This window comes from Corynebacterium glaucum, from assembly GCF_030408855.1.
Lineage (GTDB): Bacteria > Actinomycetota > Actinomycetes > Mycobacteriales > Mycobacteriaceae > Corynebacterium > Corynebacterium glaucum.
The window spans coordinates 1,020,899-1,042,328 of record NZ_CP047358.1; the positions used below are offsets into that span (position 1 = coordinate 1,020,899).

The 21,430-nt window shown below is 63.9% G+C and carries 16 protein-coding genes and 1 tRNA gene; 11 read left to right on the forward strand and 6 right to left on the reverse strand.

All coding sequences use genetic code 11. The annotated features are described in order from the left end of the window. Nucleotides 1-112 precede the first annotated feature (112 nt). The 5 genes from CGLAUT_RS05015 to CGLAUT_RS05035 all read right to left on the reverse strand — a co-directional run bounded on the left by CGLAUT_RS05015 (nucleotide 113) and on the right by CGLAUT_RS05035 (nucleotide 5,237). Nucleotides 113-189, reverse strand: a tRNA-Arg gene (locus CGLAUT_RS05015). A 269-nt stretch (nucleotides 190-458) separates the two neighbouring features. After that, nucleotides 459-1,064, reverse strand: coding sequence for a LutC/YkgG family protein (locus tag CGLAUT_RS05020; RefSeq protein WP_290187032.1), 606 nt, complete (start codon nucleotides 1,062-1,064; stop codon nucleotides 459-461). 83 nt (nucleotides 1,065-1,147) lie between these two features. After that, nucleotides 1,148-2,689 carry a lactate utilization protein B gene (locus CGLAUT_RS05025; RefSeq protein WP_290187034.1) on the reverse strand — a complete coding sequence of 514 codons (1,542 nt, stop codon included), beginning with the start codon at nucleotides 2,687-2,689 and terminating at the stop codon, nucleotides 1,148-1,150. Nucleotides 2,690-2,712: 23 nt separating this feature from the next. Next, on the reverse strand, nucleotides 2,713-3,498 hold the full coding sequence (locus CGLAUT_RS05030; protein ID WP_290186707.1) for a (Fe-S)-binding protein: 786 nt from the start codon (nucleotides 3,496-3,498) through the stop codon (nucleotides 2,713-2,715). Between the two features lie 56 nt (nucleotides 3,499-3,554). Continuing rightward, a complete protein-coding gene (locus CGLAUT_RS05035; RefSeq protein ID WP_290186709.1) occupies nucleotides 3,555-5,237 on the reverse strand; it encodes an L-lactate permease in 1,683 nt (560 codons plus the stop codon). 248 nt (nucleotides 5,238-5,485) lie between these two features. Between CGLAUT_RS05035 and argS the strand changes: the two genes are divergently transcribed. From argS to CGLAUT_RS05065, 6 genes are all read left to right on the forward strand, one after another. Further along, nucleotides 5,486-7,138: an arginine--tRNA ligase gene (gene argS / locus CGLAUT_RS05040; protein WP_290186711.1), complete on the forward strand. Its 1,653-nt coding sequence runs from the start codon at nucleotides 5,486-5,488 to the stop codon at nucleotides 7,136-7,138. A 13-nt stretch (nucleotides 7,139-7,151) separates the two neighbouring features. Then, nucleotides 7,152-8,510, forward strand: a complete 1,359-nt coding sequence (gene lysA, locus CGLAUT_RS05045; RefSeq protein WP_290186713.1) for a diaminopimelate decarboxylase — start codon at nucleotides 7,152-7,154, stop codon at nucleotides 8,508-8,510. Between the two features lie 86 nt (nucleotides 8,511-8,596). Beyond that, nucleotides 8,597-9,946 (forward strand): homoserine dehydrogenase, encoded by a 1,350-nt coding sequence (locus CGLAUT_RS05050; protein WP_290186714.1) that lies wholly within the window; start codon nucleotides 8,597-8,599, stop codon nucleotides 9,944-9,946. Nucleotides 9,947-9,956: 10 nt separating this feature from the next. Then, complete coding sequence (thrB, locus tag CGLAUT_RS05055; RefSeq protein WP_290186715.1) at nucleotides 9,957-10,910, forward strand: homoserine kinase; 954 nt, start codon at nucleotides 9,957-9,959, stop codon at nucleotides 10,908-10,910. 65 nt (nucleotides 10,911-10,975) lie between these two features. Next, on the forward strand, nucleotides 10,976-12,298 hold the full coding sequence (locus CGLAUT_RS05060; RefSeq protein WP_290186716.1) for a DUF418 domain-containing protein: 1,323 nt from the start codon (nucleotides 10,976-10,978) through the stop codon (nucleotides 12,296-12,298). A gap of 128 nt (nucleotides 12,299-12,426) precedes the next feature. Continuing rightward, on the forward strand, nucleotides 12,427-13,704 hold the full coding sequence (locus CGLAUT_RS05065) for a DUF418 domain-containing protein (protein ID WP_290186717.1): 1,278 nt from the start codon (nucleotides 12,427-12,429) through the stop codon (nucleotides 13,702-13,704). Here the strand turns inward: CGLAUT_RS05065 and CGLAUT_RS05070 are convergent. Beyond that, the gene (locus CGLAUT_RS05070) at nucleotides 13,658-15,388 is read right to left on the reverse strand and encodes a long-chain fatty-acid--CoA ligase (protein WP_290186718.1); all 1,731 of its coding nucleotides are present in this window, start codon (nucleotides 15,386-15,388) and stop codon (nucleotides 13,658-13,660) included. The genes CGLAUT_RS05065 and CGLAUT_RS05070 overlap by 47 nt on opposite strands. Nucleotides 15,389-15,755: 367 nt before the next feature. On the opposite strand from CGLAUT_RS05070, the gene rho reads away from it, so the two are divergent. The 5 genes from rho to CGLAUT_RS05095 are packed head-to-tail and all read left to right on the forward strand — an operon-like array spanning nucleotide 15,756 to nucleotide 21,424. After that, the gene (gene rho / locus CGLAUT_RS05075; protein ID WP_290186719.1) at nucleotides 15,756-17,654 is read left to right on the forward strand and encodes a transcription termination factor Rho; all 1,899 of its coding nucleotides are present in this window, start codon (nucleotides 15,756-15,758) and stop codon (nucleotides 17,652-17,654) included. Next, nucleotides 17,654-18,733: a peptide chain release factor 1 gene (gene prfA, locus CGLAUT_RS05080; RefSeq protein ID WP_095659770.1), complete on the forward strand. Its 1,080-nt coding sequence runs from the start codon at nucleotides 17,654-17,656 to the stop codon at nucleotides 18,731-18,733. The genes rho and prfA overlap by 1 nt, the downstream gene beginning before the upstream one ends. Then, complete coding sequence (prmC, locus tag CGLAUT_RS05085) at nucleotides 18,720-19,625, forward strand: peptide chain release factor N(5)-glutamine methyltransferase (RefSeq protein WP_232507215.1); 906 nt, start codon at nucleotides 18,720-18,722, stop codon at nucleotides 19,623-19,625. The genes prfA and prmC overlap by 14 nt, the downstream gene beginning before the upstream one ends. Then, nucleotides 19,598-20,257, forward strand: a complete 660-nt coding sequence (locus tag CGLAUT_RS05090) for an L-threonylcarbamoyladenylate synthase (RefSeq protein ID WP_095659771.1) — start codon at nucleotides 19,598-19,600, stop codon at nucleotides 20,255-20,257. Before prmC ends, CGLAUT_RS05090 begins: the two co-directional genes overlap by 28 nt. Further along, nucleotides 20,258-21,424, forward strand: a complete 1,167-nt coding sequence (locus CGLAUT_RS05095; RefSeq protein ID WP_290186721.1) for an MraY family glycosyltransferase — start codon at nucleotides 20,258-20,260, stop codon at nucleotides 21,422-21,424. It begins immediately after the preceding gene. Nucleotides 21,425-21,430: the final 6 nt, after the last annotated feature.

Below are 21,430 nucleotides of genomic sequence, written 5' to 3' on the forward strand. Positions count from 1 at the left end.
CGAACGAGCGGAGCGGGTCATTTTTACGTTCTCGGCCAGTTTTCTTTGGCCGGCGGGAGGTTTCGTGAATAACCTTAAGAGGTTTGCTGAAAGCCCCATTTACAACAACACATGGTGTCCCCGACAGGATTCGAACCTGCGACCTTTGGTACCGGAAACCAATGCTCTAATCCACTGAGCTACGGAGACAGCTGGTCTGCGCATCAACTGCGCTGACTGAGCAAGCCTAGCACCGCCCGCATTGGCCATTGAAATCGCCTGCACCCCTCAGCGCGTAACGGGTTCCAGGCGGTTTCTAAGAAATGCATGAGGAACTTGCAGGAAATAACAATTCAATTACAAACAGTGCTCTGCCATACTGTTTCTTGCGCGATGAAAATCGTGGCACGGGAAACAATGACAGCGAAACGGCCGGATCCTCCGCAAGGAGGGCCGGCCGTTTCGTGTTGTTTGGGGTGTTACTTGATGATCATGACGATCAGGTCGCGTGGGCCGTGGACACCTTCCACGCGCACCAGCTCAATGTCGGAGGTTGCAGAGCCGCCGGAGATCATCGTGGCGGGCTTCAGCGGGTCCAGACGGGCAATCATCTCGGGCACGCCGTAGACAACCGAGTCCGGGCGTACGAACACGACGTGGCGGTCGGGGACTAGCGACAGCGAACGGCGGCCGCAAACACCATCTGCCTCGAGCACGATGGTGCCGGTCTGTGCGCAGGTGACGTGCGAGTCGGTTACGGCGACGACGTCACCGAGCTCACGCGGGTCGCTCGCCGGGTCGTCGGCACGGGCGGTGCCATCGAAGTCGTCGAAAAGCTTCGAGTCGAGCTCCGGAGCGTAGACGATCTCCTTGGAGCCGCGCTCGGCGAGGATCTTGGCGATGTCCTTGCCAAGGTCGGCCTCGGTGGTCTCCACGACGGTCGCGCCGTAGTCGACGAGGCGGTCGATGAGCAGCTCGCGCAGCTCCTCGGTGCCCAAGTCGGAAGTCGTGCGGTACTCGCGGATCACCTCGACGCTCGACGGGGCGTCCGACAGCTTCTGCGCGTTACGGATGCGGGTGAGCATCTCCTGCTTCGCGTCAGCATTGCGGCGCTCGTCGTCGCCGAAACCGCCCTTGGATGGGGTGCTAGTAGTAACTTTGCTCGTCATTACTTCTCGAACTCCTCCGGGGTGGTCAGGTAGTCGTCGACGTCAGGGGTGCCCTCGCGGCTCGGGATACCCTCCTCGCGCGCCTTTGCCAGCAGCTCCTGCGCCTCATCGGTGTCCCACCACTGGCGGAAGGACTTCTTCGGCGGCACCGCGACATCGCGGTACTCGGTCCAGCCAGAAATCGGTGGCGGCATGGTTTCGATCTCACCGTTGAAACCGCCAAGCACGCGGCCGAGCGCGACCATGCGCACAGCGCGGTTCCACAGTTTCGGCTTGCCCCACAGGAGGCTGATTGTGCCGAACGCCTTGGACTCCAGGAACGGGGTCTCGTTCTTGACCTTTTGGTGGCGCAGCTCGAGGAGAATGTCGGTGATCGGGATGCGCACCGGGCACACCTCGTCACAACGGCCGCACAGCGAGGACGCGAACGGCAGGGTGCCGTTCGGGTCCTCGCCGGACTCGATACCGGTGAGCTGCGGGGTGAGAATCGCGCCGATCGGGCCCGGGTAGGTCGAGCCGTAGGAGTGGCCGCCTGCGCGCTCGTAGACCGGGCAGACGTTCAGGCACGCGGAGCAGCGGATGCACTTGAGCGCCTCGCGGCCGATCTCGTTGCTCATCGCGGCGGTGCGGCCGTTGTCCAGGAGCACGATGTGGAAGTTCTTCGGGCCGTCGCCCTCGCTCACACCGGTCCACAGCGAGGTGTACGGGTTCATGCGCTCCGCGGTAGAGGAACGCGGCAGCAGCTGCAGGAAGACACCGAAGTCTTCGTACTTCGGCAGCAGCTTCTCAATGCCCATGACGGTGATTAGGGTCTCCGGCAGGGTCAGGCACATACGGCCGTTGCCCTCGGACTCCACGATGGAGACGGTGCCTGTCTCTGCGACACCGAAGTTCACGCCGGAGATGGCGACCTTGGCCTTCATGAACTGCTCGCGCAGGTACACGCGTGCGGCCTCGGCGAGCTCCTGCGGGTCGTCGGTCAGCGTGTCATCCGTGTTCGGCATCTTCGCCACGAAGATATCGCGGATTTCGGAGCGGTTGCGGTGAATGGCCGGCACGAGAATGTGGGAGGGGAAGTCCTCGCCGAGCTGCACGATGAGCTCCGCCAGGTCGGTCTCCTGCGCGTGGATGCCGCGCTTCTCCAGCTCCTCGTTCAGCGCGATTTCCTGGGTGGCCATCGACTTGATCTTGACCACGTTCTTCTCGCCGGTCTCCTCGACCAGGCGGGCGATGATCTCGTTGGCTTCCTTGGAGTCACGTGCCCAGTGGACGTGGCCGCCGCGAGCGGTGACGTTGCGCTCGAACTCCTCGAGCAGCTCCGGCATGCGGGCTGCGACATCCTGCTTGATGGTGGAGCCTGCGGTGCGCAGATCCTGCCAGTCATCCAGCTCGTCGACTGCGCCCTGACGCTTCACGCGAATGGTCGTGGTGGCGTAGTTCAGGTTGCGGCGCTTGGTGACGTTGTCGAGCTCGTTGTGCGCGGCCTTCTGGAACTTCTCGGTGCCACGCAGGTGGTTCGGGCCGACTGCATGCGGCGGCATCGTGGGTTTGCCCAGTGCAACTTTCACAGCATTTTCTCCTTCGAGTACGCGGCCTTCGTCGGCGTCCACGGGTTTTCCTTGGTCGACGCCAGGATCTCAGCCATGTGCAGCGCGCGAACACCATTGTGCTGGCGGCTCATGGCACCCGCAATGTTCATCAGGCAGGAGGAGTCACCGGCGGTGACGTACTCGGCCTTAGTTTCCTTGATGTGGCGAGCCTTGTCGGACACCATCGCCGCGGAAACTTCGCTCATCTTCACCGCGAAGGTGCCGCCGAAGCCGCAGCACTCTTCCTCGTTGGGAAGATCCACCAGCTCGAGGCCCTCGACTGCGCGCAGCAGGTCCTTCGGGCGCTCGCCGACCTTGATAAAGCGGCGGGAGTGGCAGGAGGAGTGGTAGGTCACGCGGTGCGGGAAGAAGGCTCCCACGTCGTAGGTGCCGGCGACGTCCACGATGAATTCGGACAGATCGTAGGTCTTCTTGGCGGTCTGCTCCGCGCCGTCGGCAAGCGCCTTGCTCCCGTAACGATCCGCGATGCGCACGTGCTGCTCGCGAACCGCACCCGTGCACGAACCGGAGGGGACGATCACGTAGTCGATCGAGGGATCGGAGAACGCGTCGACGTAGGACTCGATGATCGGCACGGCCTGCTCTTGGTAGCCGGTGTTGACATGCATCTGGCCGCAGCAAGTTTGGCCTTCGGGGAAGACAACCTCGTAACCAAGACGCGAGAGCACAAGCGCGGAAGCTTTGTGTGCGTCGGGGAAGAGGGCATCACCGATACAAGTAGAAAACAGCGCTACTCGCATGTATGGACTCCTTGAATGGTGGTTTTAATGTGGGGCACAGGCTCGACCGTACTCTGTTACGGCACGACCGGCGCAAGTGCGGTGAGAATGTTGGTCTGCAGGAAGACCATCACGCAGACGGCAAGCAGGAACGCGAAGGACCACGGAACGACCTTCTTGAAGATCTCGGACTCCTTGCCCTCCATGTTCACCGAGGTTGCGGCGATGGCGAGCGACTGCGGGGAGATCATCTTGCCCACGACACCACCGGTGGTGTTGGCCGCGAGCATGAGGTCCGGGTTGAGGTTCAGGCGGTCTGCTGCGGTGACCTGCAGGTTGGCAAACAGCGCGTTGGCGGAGGTGTCGGAGCCGGTGACGGCCACGCCGACCCAGCCAAGAACCGGGGCGAAGAACGCGAATGCCGGGCCGAGGTTGGCGAAGAACTCGCCGATAGTCACGGTCTGGCCGGAGTAGTTCATCACGAACGCGAGCGCGAGGACGAGGAAGATCGTCGCTGCAGACCAGCGCATGCGGTAGGCGGTGTCGCCGAACTCCTTGCCCACCTGGCCCCAGGTAAGCGGGTAGCGGCCGTCCTCGTCCCAGATCATGTAAATCACGGCCACGATCAGGCCGGAGATGATCAGCAGGGTGCCCGGGTTGTTGATGTAGGCAAACGAGTAGTCGGTCTTGACCTCGCCGCCGGTGGCGTTGAGCAGCTTGCCGGTCTCGATGCCCGGCCAGGCGAATTTGATCTGGAAGCTCTTCAGCCAGTTCGGGATGGTGGTGCCCAGGTTCGCGAGGCCGAAGATGACCACGACGATGGCGTAGGGTAGCAGCGCCATCCACACGCGGTTGGCCGGCAGGTTGATCTCTTCGGCAGAGTGGCCGTCAACTTCGAGGCCGAGGCGCTCGCGCAGTTCCGGCACGCCCTTCGGGGTCCAGAACCGCAGCAGCACAAAGGCCGCGCCGAGGGCGACGATGCAGGCCACCACGTCGGTGAGCTGGTACTGGAAGAAGTTCGAGGTCCACCACTGGGCGATGCCGAAGGAAAGGCCGATGACGAAGGCCGCCGGGGCGGTCTCCTTGACGCCGCGCCAGCCGTCGACAAGGAACGCGATGATGAACGGCACGAAGAAGGCCAGGAACGGGGTCTGGTGGCCGACGATAGCGGCGATGTTCTCGGTCTGCTCGAGGCTGCGGCCGCCGACTTCGCCCGCGGTGGTGATCGGAATCGCCACGGCACCGAAGGCCACCGGTGCGGTGTTGGCCAACAGCACGATGGTTGCGGCCTTCAGTGGCGGGATGCCCAGGGTGAGAATCATGGTGGCGGTAATTGCCACCGGTGCGCCGAAGCCGGCAAGCGCCTCAAGCAGGCCGCCGAAGCAGAACGCGATCAGCATCGCCTGGATGCGCACGTCACCGTTGCCCATCTTGTCAAAGACCAAACGCAGGTCTTCGAAGCGGCCGGAGGCCACGGTGATCTGGTAGAACCAGATCGCACTGAGGATGGTGAAGACGATGGGGAAGAGGCCGTAGAGGCCTCCGCGCAGCGCGGAGGACAAGGCCATGGCCGTGGGCATGTTGAAGCCGAGAATTGCAACCAGAATGGCCACAATCAGCGCGACGAGTGCGGAGGTGTGCGCGCGGGCTTTGAGGCCCAGCAGCATGATGAAGAACGTGATCAGCGGCAAGGTAGAGACCAGTGCTGAGAGCCCGACGCTGCCTCCGACCGCGTCGGTGTACACCTGGAATTGGTCCATGTACAAACTCCTACTTGTTAGGTGTGCGGTAGTGACCGGTTGCACGAGATCGCGCAACGTGCAATCGAAGCGAATTATTGCACCTAGAGCATAGAATTCGTGCATGATGGGTGTGCTGAATCTCCTATCGCGCACCCATCGGACAGTTGTCGCTGTACAGCCACCGTCTGGTGCCGCCACCGGGGGTAATCCGGAAGGCGGAGAGGGGGTAGTACGCGTGTATGTCGTGGGCGCTACACTTTCACCACATGACCCCAGCAGATCTTGCAACAACTGTCAGGCAAGTCACCGTCGATGTGCTGCGCGAGCGCGACCTTGACACCACCGCCGTCCCCGAAGCGGTCACCGTCGAGCGCCCCCGCAACCCCGAGCACGGCGACTACGCCACCAACGTTGCGCTGCAGGTAGCCAAAAAGGTGGGCATGAACCCGCGCGAGCTCGCGCAGTTGCTGGCCGGCGTCTTGGCCAACCACCCGGCCATCGACACCGCCGAGATCGCCGGCCCAGGCTTTATCAACCTCCGCCTGGCCAGCGACGCGCAGGGCCAGCTCGTCGCCACCATCTTGGAAGCAGGGGAGCAGTTCGGGCACTCAAAGCTTTACGACGGCCAGGTGATCAACCTGGAATTTGTCTCAGCGAACCCCACCGGGCCGATCCACCTGGGCGGCACCCGCTGGGCGGCAGTCGGCGATTCGCTCGGCCGTGTGCTCGAGGCATCCGGCGCCAAGGTGACGCGGGAGTACTACTTCAACGACCACGGCGGGCAGATCGATCGCTTCGCTAGGTCCCTGGTTGCTGCTGCCAAGGGCGAGCCGACCCCGGAAGACGGTTACGGCGGTGGGTATATCCAAGACATTGCTCAAGTGATCGTCGATAAGCACCCTGAAGCTCTTGAGGGGGATGCCGCGACGGTGCAGGAAACCTTCCGGGCGGAGGGTGTGGAGCTGATGTTTGCGCAGATCAAGCGCTCGCTGCATGAGTTCGGCGTGGATTTTGACGTGTACTTCCACGAGAACTCGCTGTTTGAGTCGGGTGCGGTGGACAAGGCCGTGCAGACGCTGAAGGACAACGGGAACCTCTATGAGGCGGAGGGCGCGTGGTGGCTGCGCTCGACGGACTTCGGCGATGACAAGGACCGTGTGGTGATTAAGTCGGACGGCGATGCCGCGTACATCGCCGGCGACATTGCGTACGTGGCCGACAAGTTTGACCGCGGCCACACGCTGGCGATTTACATGCTGGGCGCGGACCACCACGGCTACATCGCGCGTCTGCGTGCGGCGGCGCAGGCGCTGGGCTACGACGCGAACGACGTCGAGGTGCTGATCGGCCAGATGGTCAACCTGGTGCGCGACGGCGAGGCCGTGAGGATGTCCAAGCGTGCGGGCACCGTGATCACGCTCGAGGACCTGGTGGAGGCGATCGGCGTGGACGGCGCGCGGTACTCGCTCGTGCGCTCCTCGGTGGACTCCTCGTTGGATATTGACCTGGATCTGTGGCAGAAGCAGTCGAGCGACAACCCGGTGTACTACGTGCAGTACGGCCATGCGCGGCTGTGCTCGATCGACCGCAAGGCCGCTGAAGCGGGCGTCAGCGTTGAAGGCGCAAATCTCTCGCTGCTCACGCACGAGAAAGAAGGCGACCTGATCCGCACACTCGGCGAATTCCCGGCCGTGGTCAAGGCCGCCGCCGAGCTGCGCGAGCCGCACCGCATCGCGCGCTACGCCGAGGAACTGGCCAGCGCCTTCCACAAGTTCTACGACTCGTGCCAGATCCTGCCCAAGGCCGGCGAGGACCCGCAGCCGATCCACGGCGCGCGCCTCGCGCTGGCGCAGGCGACCCGGCAGGTGCTGGCGAACGCGCTGGGCATGCTCGGTGTCAGTGCGCCGGAGCGGATGTAGGAGGCGCCACCGCATGGAAACCCAGTTTGCGGCGCAGGCCGCTATTGACGCGTTCAACGAGCTGCCCGCGCACGTGTGGCCGCGCAACGCCCGCCGCCAGGAAGACGGGGTGGTCACCATCGCGGGCGTGCCCCTGACGGAGATCGCCGAGGAATACGGCACGCCGGTCCTGGTGGTGGATGAGGACGACTTCCGCTCGCGCTGCCGCGACATGGCCGACGCGTTCGGTGGGCCCGCCAACGTGCACTACGCCTCGAAGGCGTTTCTGACCCGCCACATCGCGCGCTGGGTTGAAGAAGAAGGCCTGGCGTTGGACGTAGCCAGCGAGAACGAGCTGCGCATCGCGCTCGCCGCGGACTTTCCGGCGGAGCGCATCACGGTGCACGGCAACAACAAGTCGGCGACTTTCTTGCAGCTGTGCCTAGATTCCCGGGTTGGCCACGTGGTCATCGACTCGCACCAGGAACTCGCTGAGCTCGAGGCGCTCGCGCGCGAAGCCGGTGTGACCCAGGACGTCTTCGTCCGCGTGAAGCCGGGCGTGGACGCGCACACGCACGAGTTCATCGCGACCAGCCACGAGGACCAGAAGTTCGGCCTCTCCTTGGCCTCCGGTTCCGCGTACAAAGCGGCGGTCGATGCGATCCGCTCGCCCCACCTTGAGCTGACCGGCCTACACGCCCACGTGGGCTCGCAGGTCTTCGACGCCGAAGGTTTCAAGCTCGCCGCCCAGCGCGTGCTCGCGCTCTACGCCCAGATCTTCAAAGAGACTGGAGTAGCCCTCGGCTACCTTGACCTGGGTGGCGGCTACGGCATCGCCTACACCACCGAGGAGCTGCCGCTGGACGTACGCGCTGTCGCCGCGGATCTGCTCAGCGAGGTTCAAGACGTCGCCGACGACCTCGGCATCGCCGCGCCGACCGTCGTCGTCGAGCCGGGCCGCGCAATCGCCGGCCCATCCACAGTCACGGTCTACGCCGCTGGCGTGGTCAAGGACGTCCACACCTCCTACACCACCACGCGCCGCTACATCGCCGTCGACGGCGGCATGAGCGACAACATTCGCCCCTCGCTGTACGCATCGCTTTACGACGGCCGCGTGGTCAACCGCTTCGCGGAAGGCGAGCCCACCCAGACCAGACTCGTCGGTTCCCACTGCGAATCGGGCGACATCCTGATCAACGACGCGATGTGGCCCGACGACATCGCGCGCGGCGACCTCATCGCACTGCCGGCCACCGGCGCCTACTGCTACGCCATGAGCTCGAACTACAACGCCTTCGGCCGCCCCGCGGTGGTCGCGGTGCGCGCCGGGCGGGTCAAGCCGATGGTGCGCCGCGAGACCGTCGAGGACATTTTGGCCCGCGAATACTAGCTGCCTTTCGCGTCGGAACACCCAGTACACTGACTCCGGACTAATCCATCTTGATCCACTGAAAAACAACGAGGAGTGCACCACGCATGAGCGTCGTAAGCGCTGAGAGCAACGGCAATTACCCAGGCAAGGGCGTTGGCGAACCGGTTGGTGTCGCCATTCTGGGCAAGGGCACCGTGGGTACCGGCGTGCTGCGCCTGCTCTCGGAGTTCTCGCACAACCTCGAACAACGCATTGGTGGGCCGCTGGAGGTCCGTGGCGTCGCGGTATCGAACGTCGATAAGCATAAGGATGCTCCGGAAGCTGCGGGCCTGTACCTGACTGACAACGCGCTCGAGCTGATCGAGCGAGACGATGTTGACGTGGTTGTCGAGGTCATCGGTGGCATTGATTACCCGCGTGAGCTGGTGCTGAAGGCGCTGCGTGCAGGCAAATCCGTAGTCACGGCGAACAAGGCACTGGTGGCCGCGCACGGTTCGGAGCTTGCCGACGCCGCGAACGAGGCCGGCGTGGACCTCTACTACGAGGCTGCGGTGGCGGCGGCGATTCCTGTGGTGGGCATGCTGCGGCGCTCGTTGGCCGGTGACCAGGTGCAGCGCATCTCCGGCATTGTCAACGGCACAACCAACTTCATCCTGGATGCGATGGCGTCCACGGGCGCGAGCTACGAAGACGCGCTGGCGGAAGCGACGCGACTGGGCTACGCCGAGGCAGACCCGACCGCGGACGTAGAGGGCCACGACGCGGCGTCGAAGGCCGCGATTCTCGCATCCATGGGCTTCCACACCCGCGTGACCTTTGACGATGTCTACTGCGAGGGCATCACTGGCATTACAGCCGAGGACATTGCGGCGGCGGCGAAGGCGAACCAGACCATCAAGCTGTTGGCGATCTGCGAGCGCCTGGTGAACGAGGACGGCACCACCCGTGCCGTGAACGCGCGCGTGCACCCGACGCTGGTGCCCAACGAGCACCCGCTGGCGAGCGTGGACAAGAGCTACAACGCGATCTTCGTCGAGGCCGAGGCCGCCGGGCGCCTCATGTTCTACGGCAACGGTGCCGGTGGCGCGCCGACCGCGTCCGCGGTGCTCGGCGACCTGGTCGGCGCCGCCCGCAACAAGATCCACGGTGGCCGCGCACCAGCGGAAAACCCGTACGCGAACTACGAAGTCGTGGGATTTGAAGAAGTGGAAACCCGCTACCACGTGAATATGACGGTCAACGATCGCGTCGGCGTGCTCGCTGACTTGGCGCGAATGTTCTCCGAGGCCGACGTGTCGCTGTCCGCGGTCCGCCAGGAGGAATCCGGCAACGAGGCCCACCTGATCGTGGTTACGCACAAGGCGCGCGAGAAGAACTTGCATGAGATCGTGCAGCGCTTGAGTGATCACGACGACGTGATCGCCGTGAACTCCGTGCTTCGCCTGCACGACTAGGGGAGAGGCGATGTCTGCGCTAGAGAAGACCGCACTTGAAGTCGGCCTGAAAGCTACCGTCCGCGTGCCGGGTTCCTCCGCGAACCTCGGCCCCGGCTTTGACACCCTCGGCCTGGCGCTGGGGATCTACGACACCGTCGAAGTGGAGGTCACCGACTCCGGCTTGGAGATTGAGATCCACGGCGAAGGCGCCGACGACCTGCCGCGCGACGAGTCGCACCTGGTCGTGCGCGCCATACGCTCGGGTTTGGACGCCGCCGGCGTGACCGCGCCAGGTTTGCGCGTGGTGTGCCACAACACGATTCCGCAGTCCCGCGGCCTCGGCTCCTCGGCCGCCGCAGCAGTCGCCGGAGTCGTCGCCGCAAATACGCTGGCAGGTTCGCCGCTTGACGACGACGCGGTGGTGCAGCTTTCCTCCGAGTTCGAGGGCCATCCGGATAACGCCGGCGCCTCGGTCGTGGGCGGGGCAGTCGTCTCCTGGACCGACATTCCGGTCGACGGCCACTCGAAGCCGCAGTACCGAGCAGTGCGGATCCCGGTAGACACGTCGATACGCGGCGTGGCGCTCGTGCCGAACTTTCATGCCTCGACCGATGCCGTGCGCGAGGTGCTGCCTTCGCACGTCACCCACATCGACGCACGCTTCAACGTCTCGCGCACCGCGGTGATGACCGCAGCGCTGCAGTCCCATCCCGAGTTGCTCTGGGAAGGCACCCGCGACCGCCTACACCAGCCGTACCGCTCCGACGTTCTGCCCGTCACTGCTGAGTGGGTCAACCGATTGCGTAACCGGGGTTACGCCGCGTACCTTTCTGGCGCCGGCCCGACCGCGATGGTGCTGCTTACCGGCGAAGTCGACGAGACTTTGAGCAGTTTGCTTAACGACGCCCGCGCCGCCGGCCTCACAGTGCACGAACTAGAAGTAGCGGGACCGGCGACCGCCGAGCTCAGCCGAGGTGGGTGAAATCAGGGTCGATATCGGGGCAATCCCCGTTGTCCAACTGCATGTCCCAAGATTGACTTAAAGGTATGACCGCACCGCACGCTGACACTCCCGCCCGCACGCAGAAGCGCACCCTGCCCACATCCGCGAAGGTGCGGTATCTTGCCCCAGACGTCGCACGCGGTGTGGCACTTCTCGGGATTGCACTTGCCAATGTGGTCACCGCCTGGCTACCCGGGCACGCAAACTTCCCCTACTACTACGGTGGTGACATTAGCGACCCGAGCGCGCTGGACAAGGTGCTCATCGTCTTTCAGACGATGTTCGTGCACGTGCGCGGGCTACCGATGTTCTCGACGCTACTCGGGGTGGGGATTGGCATGATTACTGCCAGCCAGCTCTCTAAGGGCAGGTCGGTGAAATCGACTCGGCGGCTGCTTTGGCGTCGATACGCGTGGCTCATGGTTTTCGGTGTGCTCCACGCCGCGCTGCTGTTCTGGGGCGACATCATGACCACGTACGGAGTTATCGGCCTGCTCATGGGATTGTTGATCACCCGAAGTGACAAGTTCTTGAAGGTCACCGCGGTGGTGGTCTACATCGTGGCGTCGATAGTGATGCTTGTGGCTGGCTACTTTCTTACCGAACATTTCAAGTCGGCGGTCTCCGGGACCGAGCTGATGCCACCGGTTGAAACTGGGGTGCCGCAGTCGTGGAACGAGCTCGTGGAAAACCTGGTTGGTGCCGTGTTCGGAATCGCCGGTGGGCTCTTCGCTGCGCTATCGCTGCTCCCGATCGTTCTGGTGGGATTCGTGTGGGGACGAAGCGGCGTGTTCGCCGACATCGATGCGCACCGACGAATGCTGCTGCGGTGGGTTTGGGTTGCGGCCGCGGTGATCCTGTTGAACGGTTTGCCCGTCGGTCTCGCAGCCATCGGGGTGTTGCCGCACGCGTGGTCTGAACCGCTGTTCATGCTGGTACAGGTGGTTGGCGTGCTCACTGGCCCAGGTATCCTCGCGGCCATTGCACTTCTGGTGCAGCCTGTGCAGCGCCGAGTGGCAGAAGCTGGAATCCCCAGGTGGCTTTACCCGTTCAACGCTTTGGGCAAGCGGTCGATGAGCGGCTACATCATGCAGTCGGTGATCTTCGTGCTGGTGGTCCAGTTCGTGTCGTACTCCTACCTCGAGTGGATGACCATTGCCGAGAAGATGCTGCTGGGTGTTGGAGTGTGGCTGGTCACCCTGGTGCTGGCGACGCTACTCGAGCTCGCGGGGCTGCCGGGCCCGTTCGAATGGGCGCACCGCCGCTTGAGCTACAGAGAGCCGAGGCGGAAGCGGAAGCAAAGGCGCGGTGTCGAGCAAGAGCAAGCTCCGGTACTTACGTCACCACAGCCGGCCGGGCCGCAGTAGGCGGATTGACATTCCGCGGCGCGGAATTCTGCCGCGCGGAAAATCGCTACGCCGATTCCGCCGCGCGGAATCTTGTGGAGCCCCAGACTCGTCGCGCGCGAAGCTAGGTTCTGAGTTTCAATGATCGCGTGCCCAAGACACGCGTGACCCAACAAACCGCTGCCCACCAGGCATCGGTCAGCGCGCGCTACCTTGCTCCGGATGTAGCCCGCGGCCTCGCATTGCTCGGCATCATCATGGCAAACACCATGACCGGTTGGTTCAACATCTGGCCGGTGAAGTATTCCGCAGGTTCTGAGACGCCGGATCCTCTTGAACAGGCATGCATCGTCTTTGAAGCGGTGTTTCTACATAACCGCGGCCTGCCGATGTTCATAACGCTCTTCGGGGTAGGGGTGGCCTTCATCGTTCAACGGGAGCTGGCTCGCGGTAAGTCTGTGAGTCAGGTGCGGTGGCTTCTTGCACGCCGTTCCTTCTGGCTCATTGTGCTTGGGATTCTGCACGCATCGTTGCTTTACGAAGGCGACGTGATCCTCATCTACGGATCGATGACCTTCATCTTGATGTGGCTCATCACCCTGAGCGATAAATCACTCAGAAAGGTGGTCTTTCTTCTGGTTGCACTGACCGGAGTGGTGTTCCTTCCAATGATCATTGGATCGTTCAGATCTACCCTGGTGGTCGGCTCAGGTGAGGTCATTCCTTCCCACGCGCTGCCCTGGAGCATCGAAAACTTCGGCTTCCGGTTGGAAGAGGCCCTTTGGGGAGTTTTGCTTACCCCGCTCGTGGCGGTGTTTTGGCTCCCACTCATGTTGATCGGTTTCATGTGGGGCAGGGCCGGGGTCTTCGCTGATGTTGACGCTCACCGCGGCATGCTTTCACACTGGGCTATCGCCGCCGCGGCAGTGATGATCTGCGTCGGTATTCCGGTTGGGTTCGAAGCCGCGGGCATCGTTTCGGCTGGATGGTTCCACTTTTTCCGCAACATCGACGGTGCACTCACGATTGTGCTTGGACCGGGCATTCTCGCGATGATCACGCTTGCGGTACAGCCGGTGCAACGCGCTGTTGCTTCGTCCGGCGTCCCATTGTGGCTAGTACCGGTGGTTGCATTGGGCAAGCGCTCCTTGAGCGGCTATCTCGTGCAACACATCATCACGGCGACAATCATCGAAGCAGTCCCGACCAGCACGCTTGAAGCGCTTGAACGGCCTCAGTTTCTGCTTCTGGCGTTCCTCATCTGGCTCACTACGTTAACCCTGGCGACGCTTCTTGAACTTGCCCGTCTCCCCGGACCTTTCGAGTGGATCCACCGCCGGCTCACCTACGGCGCCACCTGGAAAGAGCGCGGGCTGGTGACTACTGCGCCTCCCGCGAGCGGTTACCCGGTCCCGGCAACGCGATAATGTCGAACTCGTCGCCCGCGAGGTGTTTTCGCAGGTCCTTCTTGTCAAACTTGCCCACGGACGTCTTGTCAATCGAGTCGACGAAGGTCCAATACTCCGGTGCCATCCAACGCGGCAGGACGTCAGCAAGGCCTTTGCGAAGCCGTTTCGCAGTCTTAGCGGTCGGTTCAATCTCCGGTAGCAACACCGTCACAGCCAGCGGGCGCTCGCCCCACTTCTTATCCGGGATGCCGATCACCGCGCACTCGATGACCTCTTCAGACTCCATGATTAGATTTTCCACCTGGGCGGAATAGATCCACTCGCCGCCGGAGCGAATCACGTCACGGGCGCGATCGTAGAGGTTCATAAACCCGTCGTTGGTCACGGTGCCCACGTCGCCGGTGCGAAGCCAGCCGTCGGCGGTGAAATGCTCCTGCTCATCGGTGACTTGCTCGCCGCGGAACTCGGACGCGAGCTGGCCCGCTTCCTGGGAGGGGGAGTGGTAGTAACTCGCGGCGACAAGGTTGCCGCGCACCTGGATCTCGCCCTGGGTGAGGTCGTTGGAGTGCATGACGCGCCCGTCGTTGACCACCCGGTACTCCAACCACGGCGCGAAGCGGCCCTGCGAGATGCGGTACGCCCAGCGCGCCTCGCCGGCGGCACCTGAAGGGGGCCGAGCGACGGTGCCCACGGTGGAGGTCTCAGTCATGCCCCACACGTGCACCACGTCAACGCCGTAGCGCTCCTCCCACACCTTGATCAGCGTCGGCGGGGCAGGAGAGCCTCCGACGTAGAGCTCCTGCAAGCTCATGCGCTCCGGCGGATTGTGCAGGTAGTGCACCATCAGCTGGATCCACAGGGTGGGCACGCCGTGCGCCACACGCGGGTGCGTGCTTGCGATCAGCTTCGCCAGCGTCGGGGCGGAAACGTCCGCGTCCGGTAGCACGAGGGGAGTGCCGGCCAGAAACGCGGCGAGCGGAACCCCCCAGCTCAGCACGTGATAAATCGGAATGCAGCACAGGAAAGACTCGCCGTGGGTCACCGCGAGCGAGTCCGTCGCACGCAGGCTCATCGCCTCCAGCCAAATCGAGCGGTGCGAATACGCCACACCCTTCGGCGCACCGGTGGTTGCGGTCGAGTACACCAGCGCCGCAGCCGTCGTCTCGGGCAAGGTCGGCCAATTGAATACGGTCGACCGGCCGTCGAGAAGCATCTCGTAGCTATGCTTTTCGACGCCCTCTGGTAGCGCCTTGCCTAGCTCAGCGACGGGTTCCAACCCGGTGAAGACCACCGCTCGTACCAGCGGGCACTGTTTGAGGATACGGCCGAGTTTCTCCACGAGACGCGGGTCAGCCACGATGACCTCTGCCTCGGAATGGTTGATGATGTAGGCGATCTGGTCTTCCATCAGCTGCATGTTGAGCGGGTTGAACACCGCGCCTTTCGCCGCCACGGCGAACATCACCTCGAGGTGCTCCGCGCAGTTATAAAGCAGCGTCGCCACGCGCTGATCCGAATCAATGCCCAAGTCATCGTGCAAAGCGTTCGCCAATGCGCCGGCGCGGGCACCAATTTGGGCGAAGGTGGTCTCTTCAGCGGTGCCCGCCCGCCACGTGGTGCATTTGGTGGAGCCGTGCAAGGTGGATCCGTACTCGAGGATGCGAGCGACGGAAAACGGCACCTCCTGCATCGTTGAAAGCATGGGTTTTACTTTAGCTTGGGTGTAAAAGAGAGCCGGGATATGGAATCGCGGGCCATACGCTATACTTCCGTGAAGGATCGCCGCACCTGAAGTTGCGGGAGTCCGCGGGGATAGCTGGCAAGCATCCCGGGACGCGACCTCACTTCCATCATTGGCAAGAGTGAGGCTTGATCCGCCCCCACGAGTTCTACCTGGCGCTCGCGTGCGGTTTTTCAACGGTGCGCAACGGTGTCATCTGGGTTTGACGCGCAGCTGCTGCGCGGTATGTGAACGACATAATTTGCACACGAAAGCACCCGGTGTGTCCGCGAGAGTCCCGTTCTACTCCGCACGCACAGGCCACCGGCAATGCGACGAAAGGACATCCGTGACCGAATCGGTTAATACGGCTGCAGGCCAAGATCTCGCCTCGCTAAAGCTCCCCGAGCTCCGCAAGATTGCGTCTGAGCAGGGTTTGAAAGGCATCTCTGGTTTGCGAAAAGGTGAGCTGATCCAGGCCATCACTACCGGCCGAGTGCCGGCGAAAACGGCGAACGAGCAAGCTCAAGGGGGCACCCAGGACGGTCACCGCAGTGACCGCAACGAGCGCAGTGAGCGCGACGAACACACTGAGCGCAACGAACACACTGAGCGCGATGAGCGTCCGGCACGTGAGACCGCTGGCTCGGACGACGAGCAGCACGAATCCCGCTCCACGCCACGGCGTGCGCGCCGCGGCCGCTCCCGCGACGAGCAGGCCGAGCACGGTGAAAGCGGAGCGACTGCCGACAACAATTCGGGCCAGAATTCCGATTCGAACGACCGCGGTGGCAACGAAGACCGCCGTGACAATGAGGACCGGGGCGGAAACAACCGCCAGCGGGATAACCGCGACAACCGCGACAACCGCGATAGCCGCGACAACCGCGACAACAACAACCGCCGCGACGGGGGCCAAAACCGCGACGACAACGACGGCGGCGGCCGCCGCGGGCGCCGAGGACGTCGCAACCGGAACCGCAACCGGGACAATCGTGACAACCGCGATAACGGCAACAACCAGGGCGGCAACCGCGACAACCAGCACGACAACAACCAGCACTTCGAGCCGGAAGAGCTGCAGGAAGTCGCCGGCATCGTCGACGTGGTTGACAACAACACCGCATTCATCCGCACCACCGGCTACCGCCACAACCAGGCGGACGTGTTTATCAACAACAAGCTTGTACGCCAGAACGGTCTGCGTTCCGGTGACGCCGTGATCGGCCAGGTGCGTGCGAACGGCCAGGGCCACCAGCACGGCAACGGCCGCAACCGCCAGCGCTACAACCAGCTCGTGCGCGTCGATTCCATCAACGGCATGACCCCGGATGAAGCAAAGGGGCGCAAGGAGTTTCACAAGCTCACGCCGCTGTACCCAAACAAGCGCCTGCGCTTGGAGACGGAGCCGAACATCCTTACCACCCGCGTGATCGACTTGGTTATGCCGATCGGCAAGGGCCAGCGCGCGCTGATCGTCTCCCCGCCGAAGGCCGGTAAAACGACGATCCTGCAGAACATCGCCAACGCGATCGCCACGAACAACCCGGAGTGCTACCTCATGGTTGTGCTTGTCGACGAGCGCCCGGAAGAAGTCACCGACATGCAGCGCAGCGTGCGCGGCGAGGTCATTGCTTCCACCTTCGACCGCCCGCCGTCAGAGCACACCGCCGTGGCCGAGCTGGCCATCGAGCGCGCGAAGCGCCTCGTCGAGATGGGCCAGGACGTCGTCGTGCTGCTCGACTCGATCACCCGCCTCGGCCGCGCGTACAACAACTCCTCGCCGGCATCGGGCCGCATCCTGTCCGGTGGCGTGGACTCCAACGCGCTCTACCCGCCGAAGCGCTTCCTGGGCGCCGCCCGCAACATCGAAGAAGGCGGCTCGCTGACCATCATCGCCACCGCGATGGTGGAGACGGGTTCCGCCGGCGACACCGTGATCTTCGAGGAGTTCAAGGGCACCGGCAACGCCGAGCTCAAGCTGGACCGCAAGATCGCCGAGCGCCGCGTCTTCCCGGCGGTGGACGTCAACCCGTCCGGCACCCGTAAAGATGAGCTGCTCATGGCTCCGGACGAGGCCCGCGTCATGCACAAGCTGCGCCGCATCCTCTCCGCGCTGGATCCGCAGCAGTCCATCGACATGCTGATCAAGCAGCTGAAGAAGACCAAGACCAACGGCGAGTTCCTCATGGGCGTGGCCAACTCCGCACCCATGGCAGCGGATCAGACCGAGGAGGAATACGTCTAATGGCAGGCAATTCGCATGTCTCGCTTGTCGACGACTACGTCTCGGAATACGAAGGCATCCAGGCCCAGATGGGCGATCCAGATGTCGCGGCGGATCAAGACCAGTTCCGCAAACTGTCCAAGCGCTACGCCGAGCTGCAGCCGATTATCAAGGTCAACACCGAGCTGACCCAGGCCCGCGAGGACCATGAGGCCGCGCTTGAGATGGCCAATGAGGACAAGGAGTTCGCCGAGGAAGCGACCCGCCTTGAAGGCGAGATCGTGCGCCTCGAGGAGGAGTTGGCCGACCTGCTCGCCCCGCGCGACGAGCACGACGGCGACGACATCATCATGGAGCTCAAGGCCGGTGCCGGCGGCGAAGAAGCCGCGCTGTTCGCAGGCGACCTGGCGCGCATGTACCAGAAGTTCTGCGAGAAGAACGGTCTGACCTGGGAAGTTCTCGACGTTGCGGAGTCTGACCTCGGCGGTGTCAAAGACATGACCGTGGCTGTGAAGGCGAAGAACCCGTCTCGCGACGGCGCCTGGTCCAAGCTGAAGTTCGAGGGCGGCGTGCACCGTGTGCAGCGCATCCCCGTGACCGAGTCCCAGGGCCGCATCCAGACCTCGGCCGCCGGCGTCTACGTCTTCCCGGAGGCCGACGAGGTCCAAAGCGTGGACATCGACGAGAAAGACATCCGCGTCGATGTTTACCGTTCCTCCGGCAAGGGCGGCCAGGGCGTGAACACCACCGACTCGGCGGTGCGCATCACCCACCTGCCGACTGGCATCGTCGTGACCTGCCAGAACGAGCGCTCCCAGATCCAGAACCGCGCTCGCGCCATGCAGGTGCTCCAAGCCCGCCTGGACCAGCTCGAGCGCGAGAAGGCCGAGGCCGCCGAGGCTGAGGGCCGCGCCAGCCAGGTGCGCACCATGGACCGCTCCGAGCGCATCCGCACCTACAACTGGCCGGAGAACCGCATCTCGGATCACCGCATCAACTACAAGGCCAACAACCTTGATTCGGTGCTCGACGGCAACATGGATGAGCTGATCACCGCGCTGCAAACTCACGAGCGCCAGGAACGCCTTGAGGCCGAGTAGTCCGGGGAGCACAACCCACCCGGACCTGCGTGAGCTCGTGCGCGAGGCGACCTGGGCACTCGCGCACGCCGGCATCGACTCCGCAGCCAACGACGCGCGCCTCATCGCCGCACACCTCCTCGGCATCGGGCCACTCCAGCTCACCTTCGCCGAGGCCACTGAAGGCTTCGAGTCCGAGTTTGCCGCAGCCATCGCCCGCCGCGCCGCCCGCGAGCCACTCCAGCACATCACGGGCATCGCCCAGTTCGGCCCGCACGAGCTCGCCGTCGGCTCAGGAGTCTTCATTCCCCGGCCGGAGACAGAGGTCCTCGCCGAGTGGGGGGCTTCATTGCTTGACGACGGTCGCGTTTCGGCGCCCACCGTCATCGATTTCGGCACCGGCTCCGGCGCCCTGGCGATCTACATCGCTGCGCGGCACCCGAACGCCCGCGTCATCGCTGTGGAAGCGTCGCCGGTCGCGCGCGGGTACGCGGAGCGGAATGCGGGGACCAATGGGGCGTCGATAAGCATTGTGCCTGGCGATATGACCGACCGTGAGCTTTTGTGCGAGCTTGACGGCCAGGTGGACCTGATTGTGGCGAACCCGCCGTACGTGCCGGAGACTGGGGAGCTTGACCCCGAGGTTTACCGCGACCCGCACGAGGCGGTGTTTTCTGGTGCCGACGGGATGGATGCAATCCGGGGGCTGGTGCCGGTGGCCGCGCGGCTGCTGAAACCTGGCGGCCAGATCGGCATCGAGCACGACGACACAACATCGCAGGCGGTGCTGGACGTAGTGGGGGCATCGGGCCAGTTCACCGACGCGCGCAGGTTGCTGGACCTGACCGGTCGGGCGCGGTTTGTCACGGCGAGTAAGCTACCCCTATGCCCGCCACCACCTACAACTGCCTAGACCCCGACGAGCGCGCCCAGGGTGTCGCCGCTGCCGCCGACGCGATCCGCTCCGGCGACCTTGTGGTCTTGCCGACGGACACCGTCTACGGCATCGGCGCGGATGCGTTCAACAACGCGGCCGTGGAAAAGCTGTTGGCTACGAAGCGCCGCGGCCCTGATATGCCGGTGCCGGTGCTCGTGGGCTCGTGGCTGACCATTCAGGGGCTGGTGCGCGAGTTCACCGACACGGCGGCGACCTTGGTGGAGGCGTTTTGGCCTGGCGGTCTGTCCATCATCGTGCCCGAGGCGCCGAGCCTGCCGTGGAACCTTGGTGATACCCGCGGCACCGTGCTGCTGCGCATGCCGAACCAGCCGCTCGCGCTCGAGCTTCTGCGCGAGGTGGGGCCGATGGCGGTGTCATCGGCGAACATCTCCGGCAACGCGCCAGCGACGAAGATCCACCAGGCGCGTCAACAGTTTGGCTCTGCCGTTCCGGTGTATTTGGACGGGGGAGAGGCTGAGATTGGGGAGCCGTCGACCATCATCGACATCTCCTCCGGCCACCCAGTGATCTTGCGCGAGGGCGCGATTACCCCGGAGCGGATCGGTGAAGTCTTAGGCGTTGACCCAGAATCAATGCGGAGGAAGTAGATGACCGGGGCCGGCGTACCCTTGCGCGAGCTTGGGCTCGTGCTGCTTGTCGCCACCGCGATCACCTACCTGGTCACCGGGGTGGTGCGCTCGGTACTGGTGCGCACCGGCCGGGTCGCGGAGGTTCGCCAGCGCGACGTGCACACCCAGCCAACGCCCTCAGTGGGTGGCGTGGCCATGTTCACTGGCCTCGTGTGCGCGGTGCTGCTTGCCGCGCAGCTGCCGGCCCTGACCCGCGGGTTCGCGCCCGTGACCCCGGAGATGACGGCGGTGATCGCGGGCGCGTTCGCGATCGTGGTCGTCGGCATTGTCGACGACCTTTACGAACTCGGCGCATTAGCCAAGCTAGCGGGGCAGTTCTTTGCCGCGCTGCTCATGGCGTTCATGGGGATCGTGTTCACTGTGTTCTACGTGCCGTTTGCCGGCGGCACCACGCTCATCCTCGACCAAGTCCAGGGTGTGGCCTTGAGCGCGATCTTCACCGTGCTGCTGATTAACGCGGTGAACTTTGTCGACGGCATCGACGGGCTTGCCGCGGGACTCGGCATGATCGCGGGGTCGGCGATTCTCGTGTTTGCGCTTACCGTGCTGCATGACCAAGGCGGGGCGGTTTCCGCGTACCCTCCGGCCATCATCTGCGCTGCGCTAGTGGGCATCTGCGCGGGGTTTTTACCGCACAATTTCGAGCCGGCGCGCATCTTCATGGGGGACTCCGGCTCGATGCTCATTGGGCTGCTGCTCTCCGCAGCCAGTGTCTCGGCATCGGGCAAGATCAACATGTCGCTGTACGGGGCTGCTGACTTGGTGGCACTGGTTAGCCCGATCATTGTCGTGATTGCTGCGATCGCGCTGCCGGTGTTGGACCTGGTGTGGGCGGTGGTGCGGCGTACCGCGCGAGGGGAGAGCCCGTTCAAGGCCGACGCCGGACACATTCACCACCGCTTGCTGCGCCTTGGGCACACGCACCGGCGCACAGTGCTGGTGCTCTACATGTGGGTCTCCGCGGTCGCGTTCGGGGCCGTGAGCTTCTCCATCGTTCCGGTCCGCTACGCCGCGGCGTTCACCGTGATCGCTCTGGTGCTGGCCTTTGTCGCCACGTTGGTGCCTTGGGCTAGGGGCAAGATTGGACCGCAGCGGAGCGTCGATAAGCAAACTGCCCTTCTGTAGGATCAG

Bases quoted from the DNA above. Each gene is read 5' to 3' on its own strand.
- CGLAUT_RS05020 (WP_290187032.1), bottom strand. From the start codon at position 1,064: ATGCTCACCCGCATCCGTAACGCGCAGAAGCTGTCGGACGCCCCGTCG.
- CGLAUT_RS05025 (WP_290187034.1), bottom strand. From the start codon at position 2,689: ATGCCGCCGCATGCAGTCGGCCCGAACCACCTGCGTGGCACCGAGAAG.
- CGLAUT_RS05030 (WP_290186707.1), bottom strand. From the start codon at position 3,498: ATGCGAGTAGCGCTGTTTTCTACTTGTATCGGTGATGCCCTCTTCCCC.
- CGLAUT_RS05035 (WP_290186709.1), bottom strand. From the start codon at position 5,237: ATGGACCAATTCCAGGTGTACACCGACGCGGTCGGAGGCAGCGTCGGG.
- argS (WP_290186711.1), top strand. From the start codon at position 5,486: ATGACCCCAGCAGATCTTGCAACAACTGTCAGGCAAGTCACCGTCGAT.
- lysA (WP_290186713.1), top strand. From the start codon at position 7,152: ATGGAAACCCAGTTTGCGGCGCAGGCCGCTATTGACGCGTTCAACGAG.
- CGLAUT_RS05050 (WP_290186714.1), top strand. From the start codon at position 8,597: ATGAGCGTCGTAAGCGCTGAGAGCAACGGCAATTACCCAGGCAAGGGC.
- thrB (WP_290186715.1), top strand. From the start codon at position 9,957: ATGTCTGCGCTAGAGAAGACCGCACTTGAAGTCGGCCTGAAAGCTACC.
- CGLAUT_RS05060 (WP_290186716.1), top strand. From the start codon at position 10,976: ATGACCGCACCGCACGCTGACACTCCCGCCCGCACGCAGAAGCGCACC.
- CGLAUT_RS05070 (WP_290186718.1), bottom strand. From the start codon at position 15,388: ATGCTTTCAACGATGCAGGAGGTGCCGTTTTCCGTCGCTCGCATCCTC.
- prfA (WP_095659770.1), top strand. From the start codon at position 17,654: ATGGCAGGCAATTCGCATGTCTCGCTTGTCGACGACTACGTCTCGGAA.
- CGLAUT_RS05090 (WP_095659771.1), top strand. From the start codon at position 19,598: ATGCCCGCCACCACCTACAACTGCCTAGACCCCGACGAGCGCGCCCAG.
- CGLAUT_RS05095 (WP_290186721.1), top strand. From the start codon at position 20,258: ATGACCGGGGCCGGCGTACCCTTGCGCGAGCTTGGGCTCGTGCTGCTT.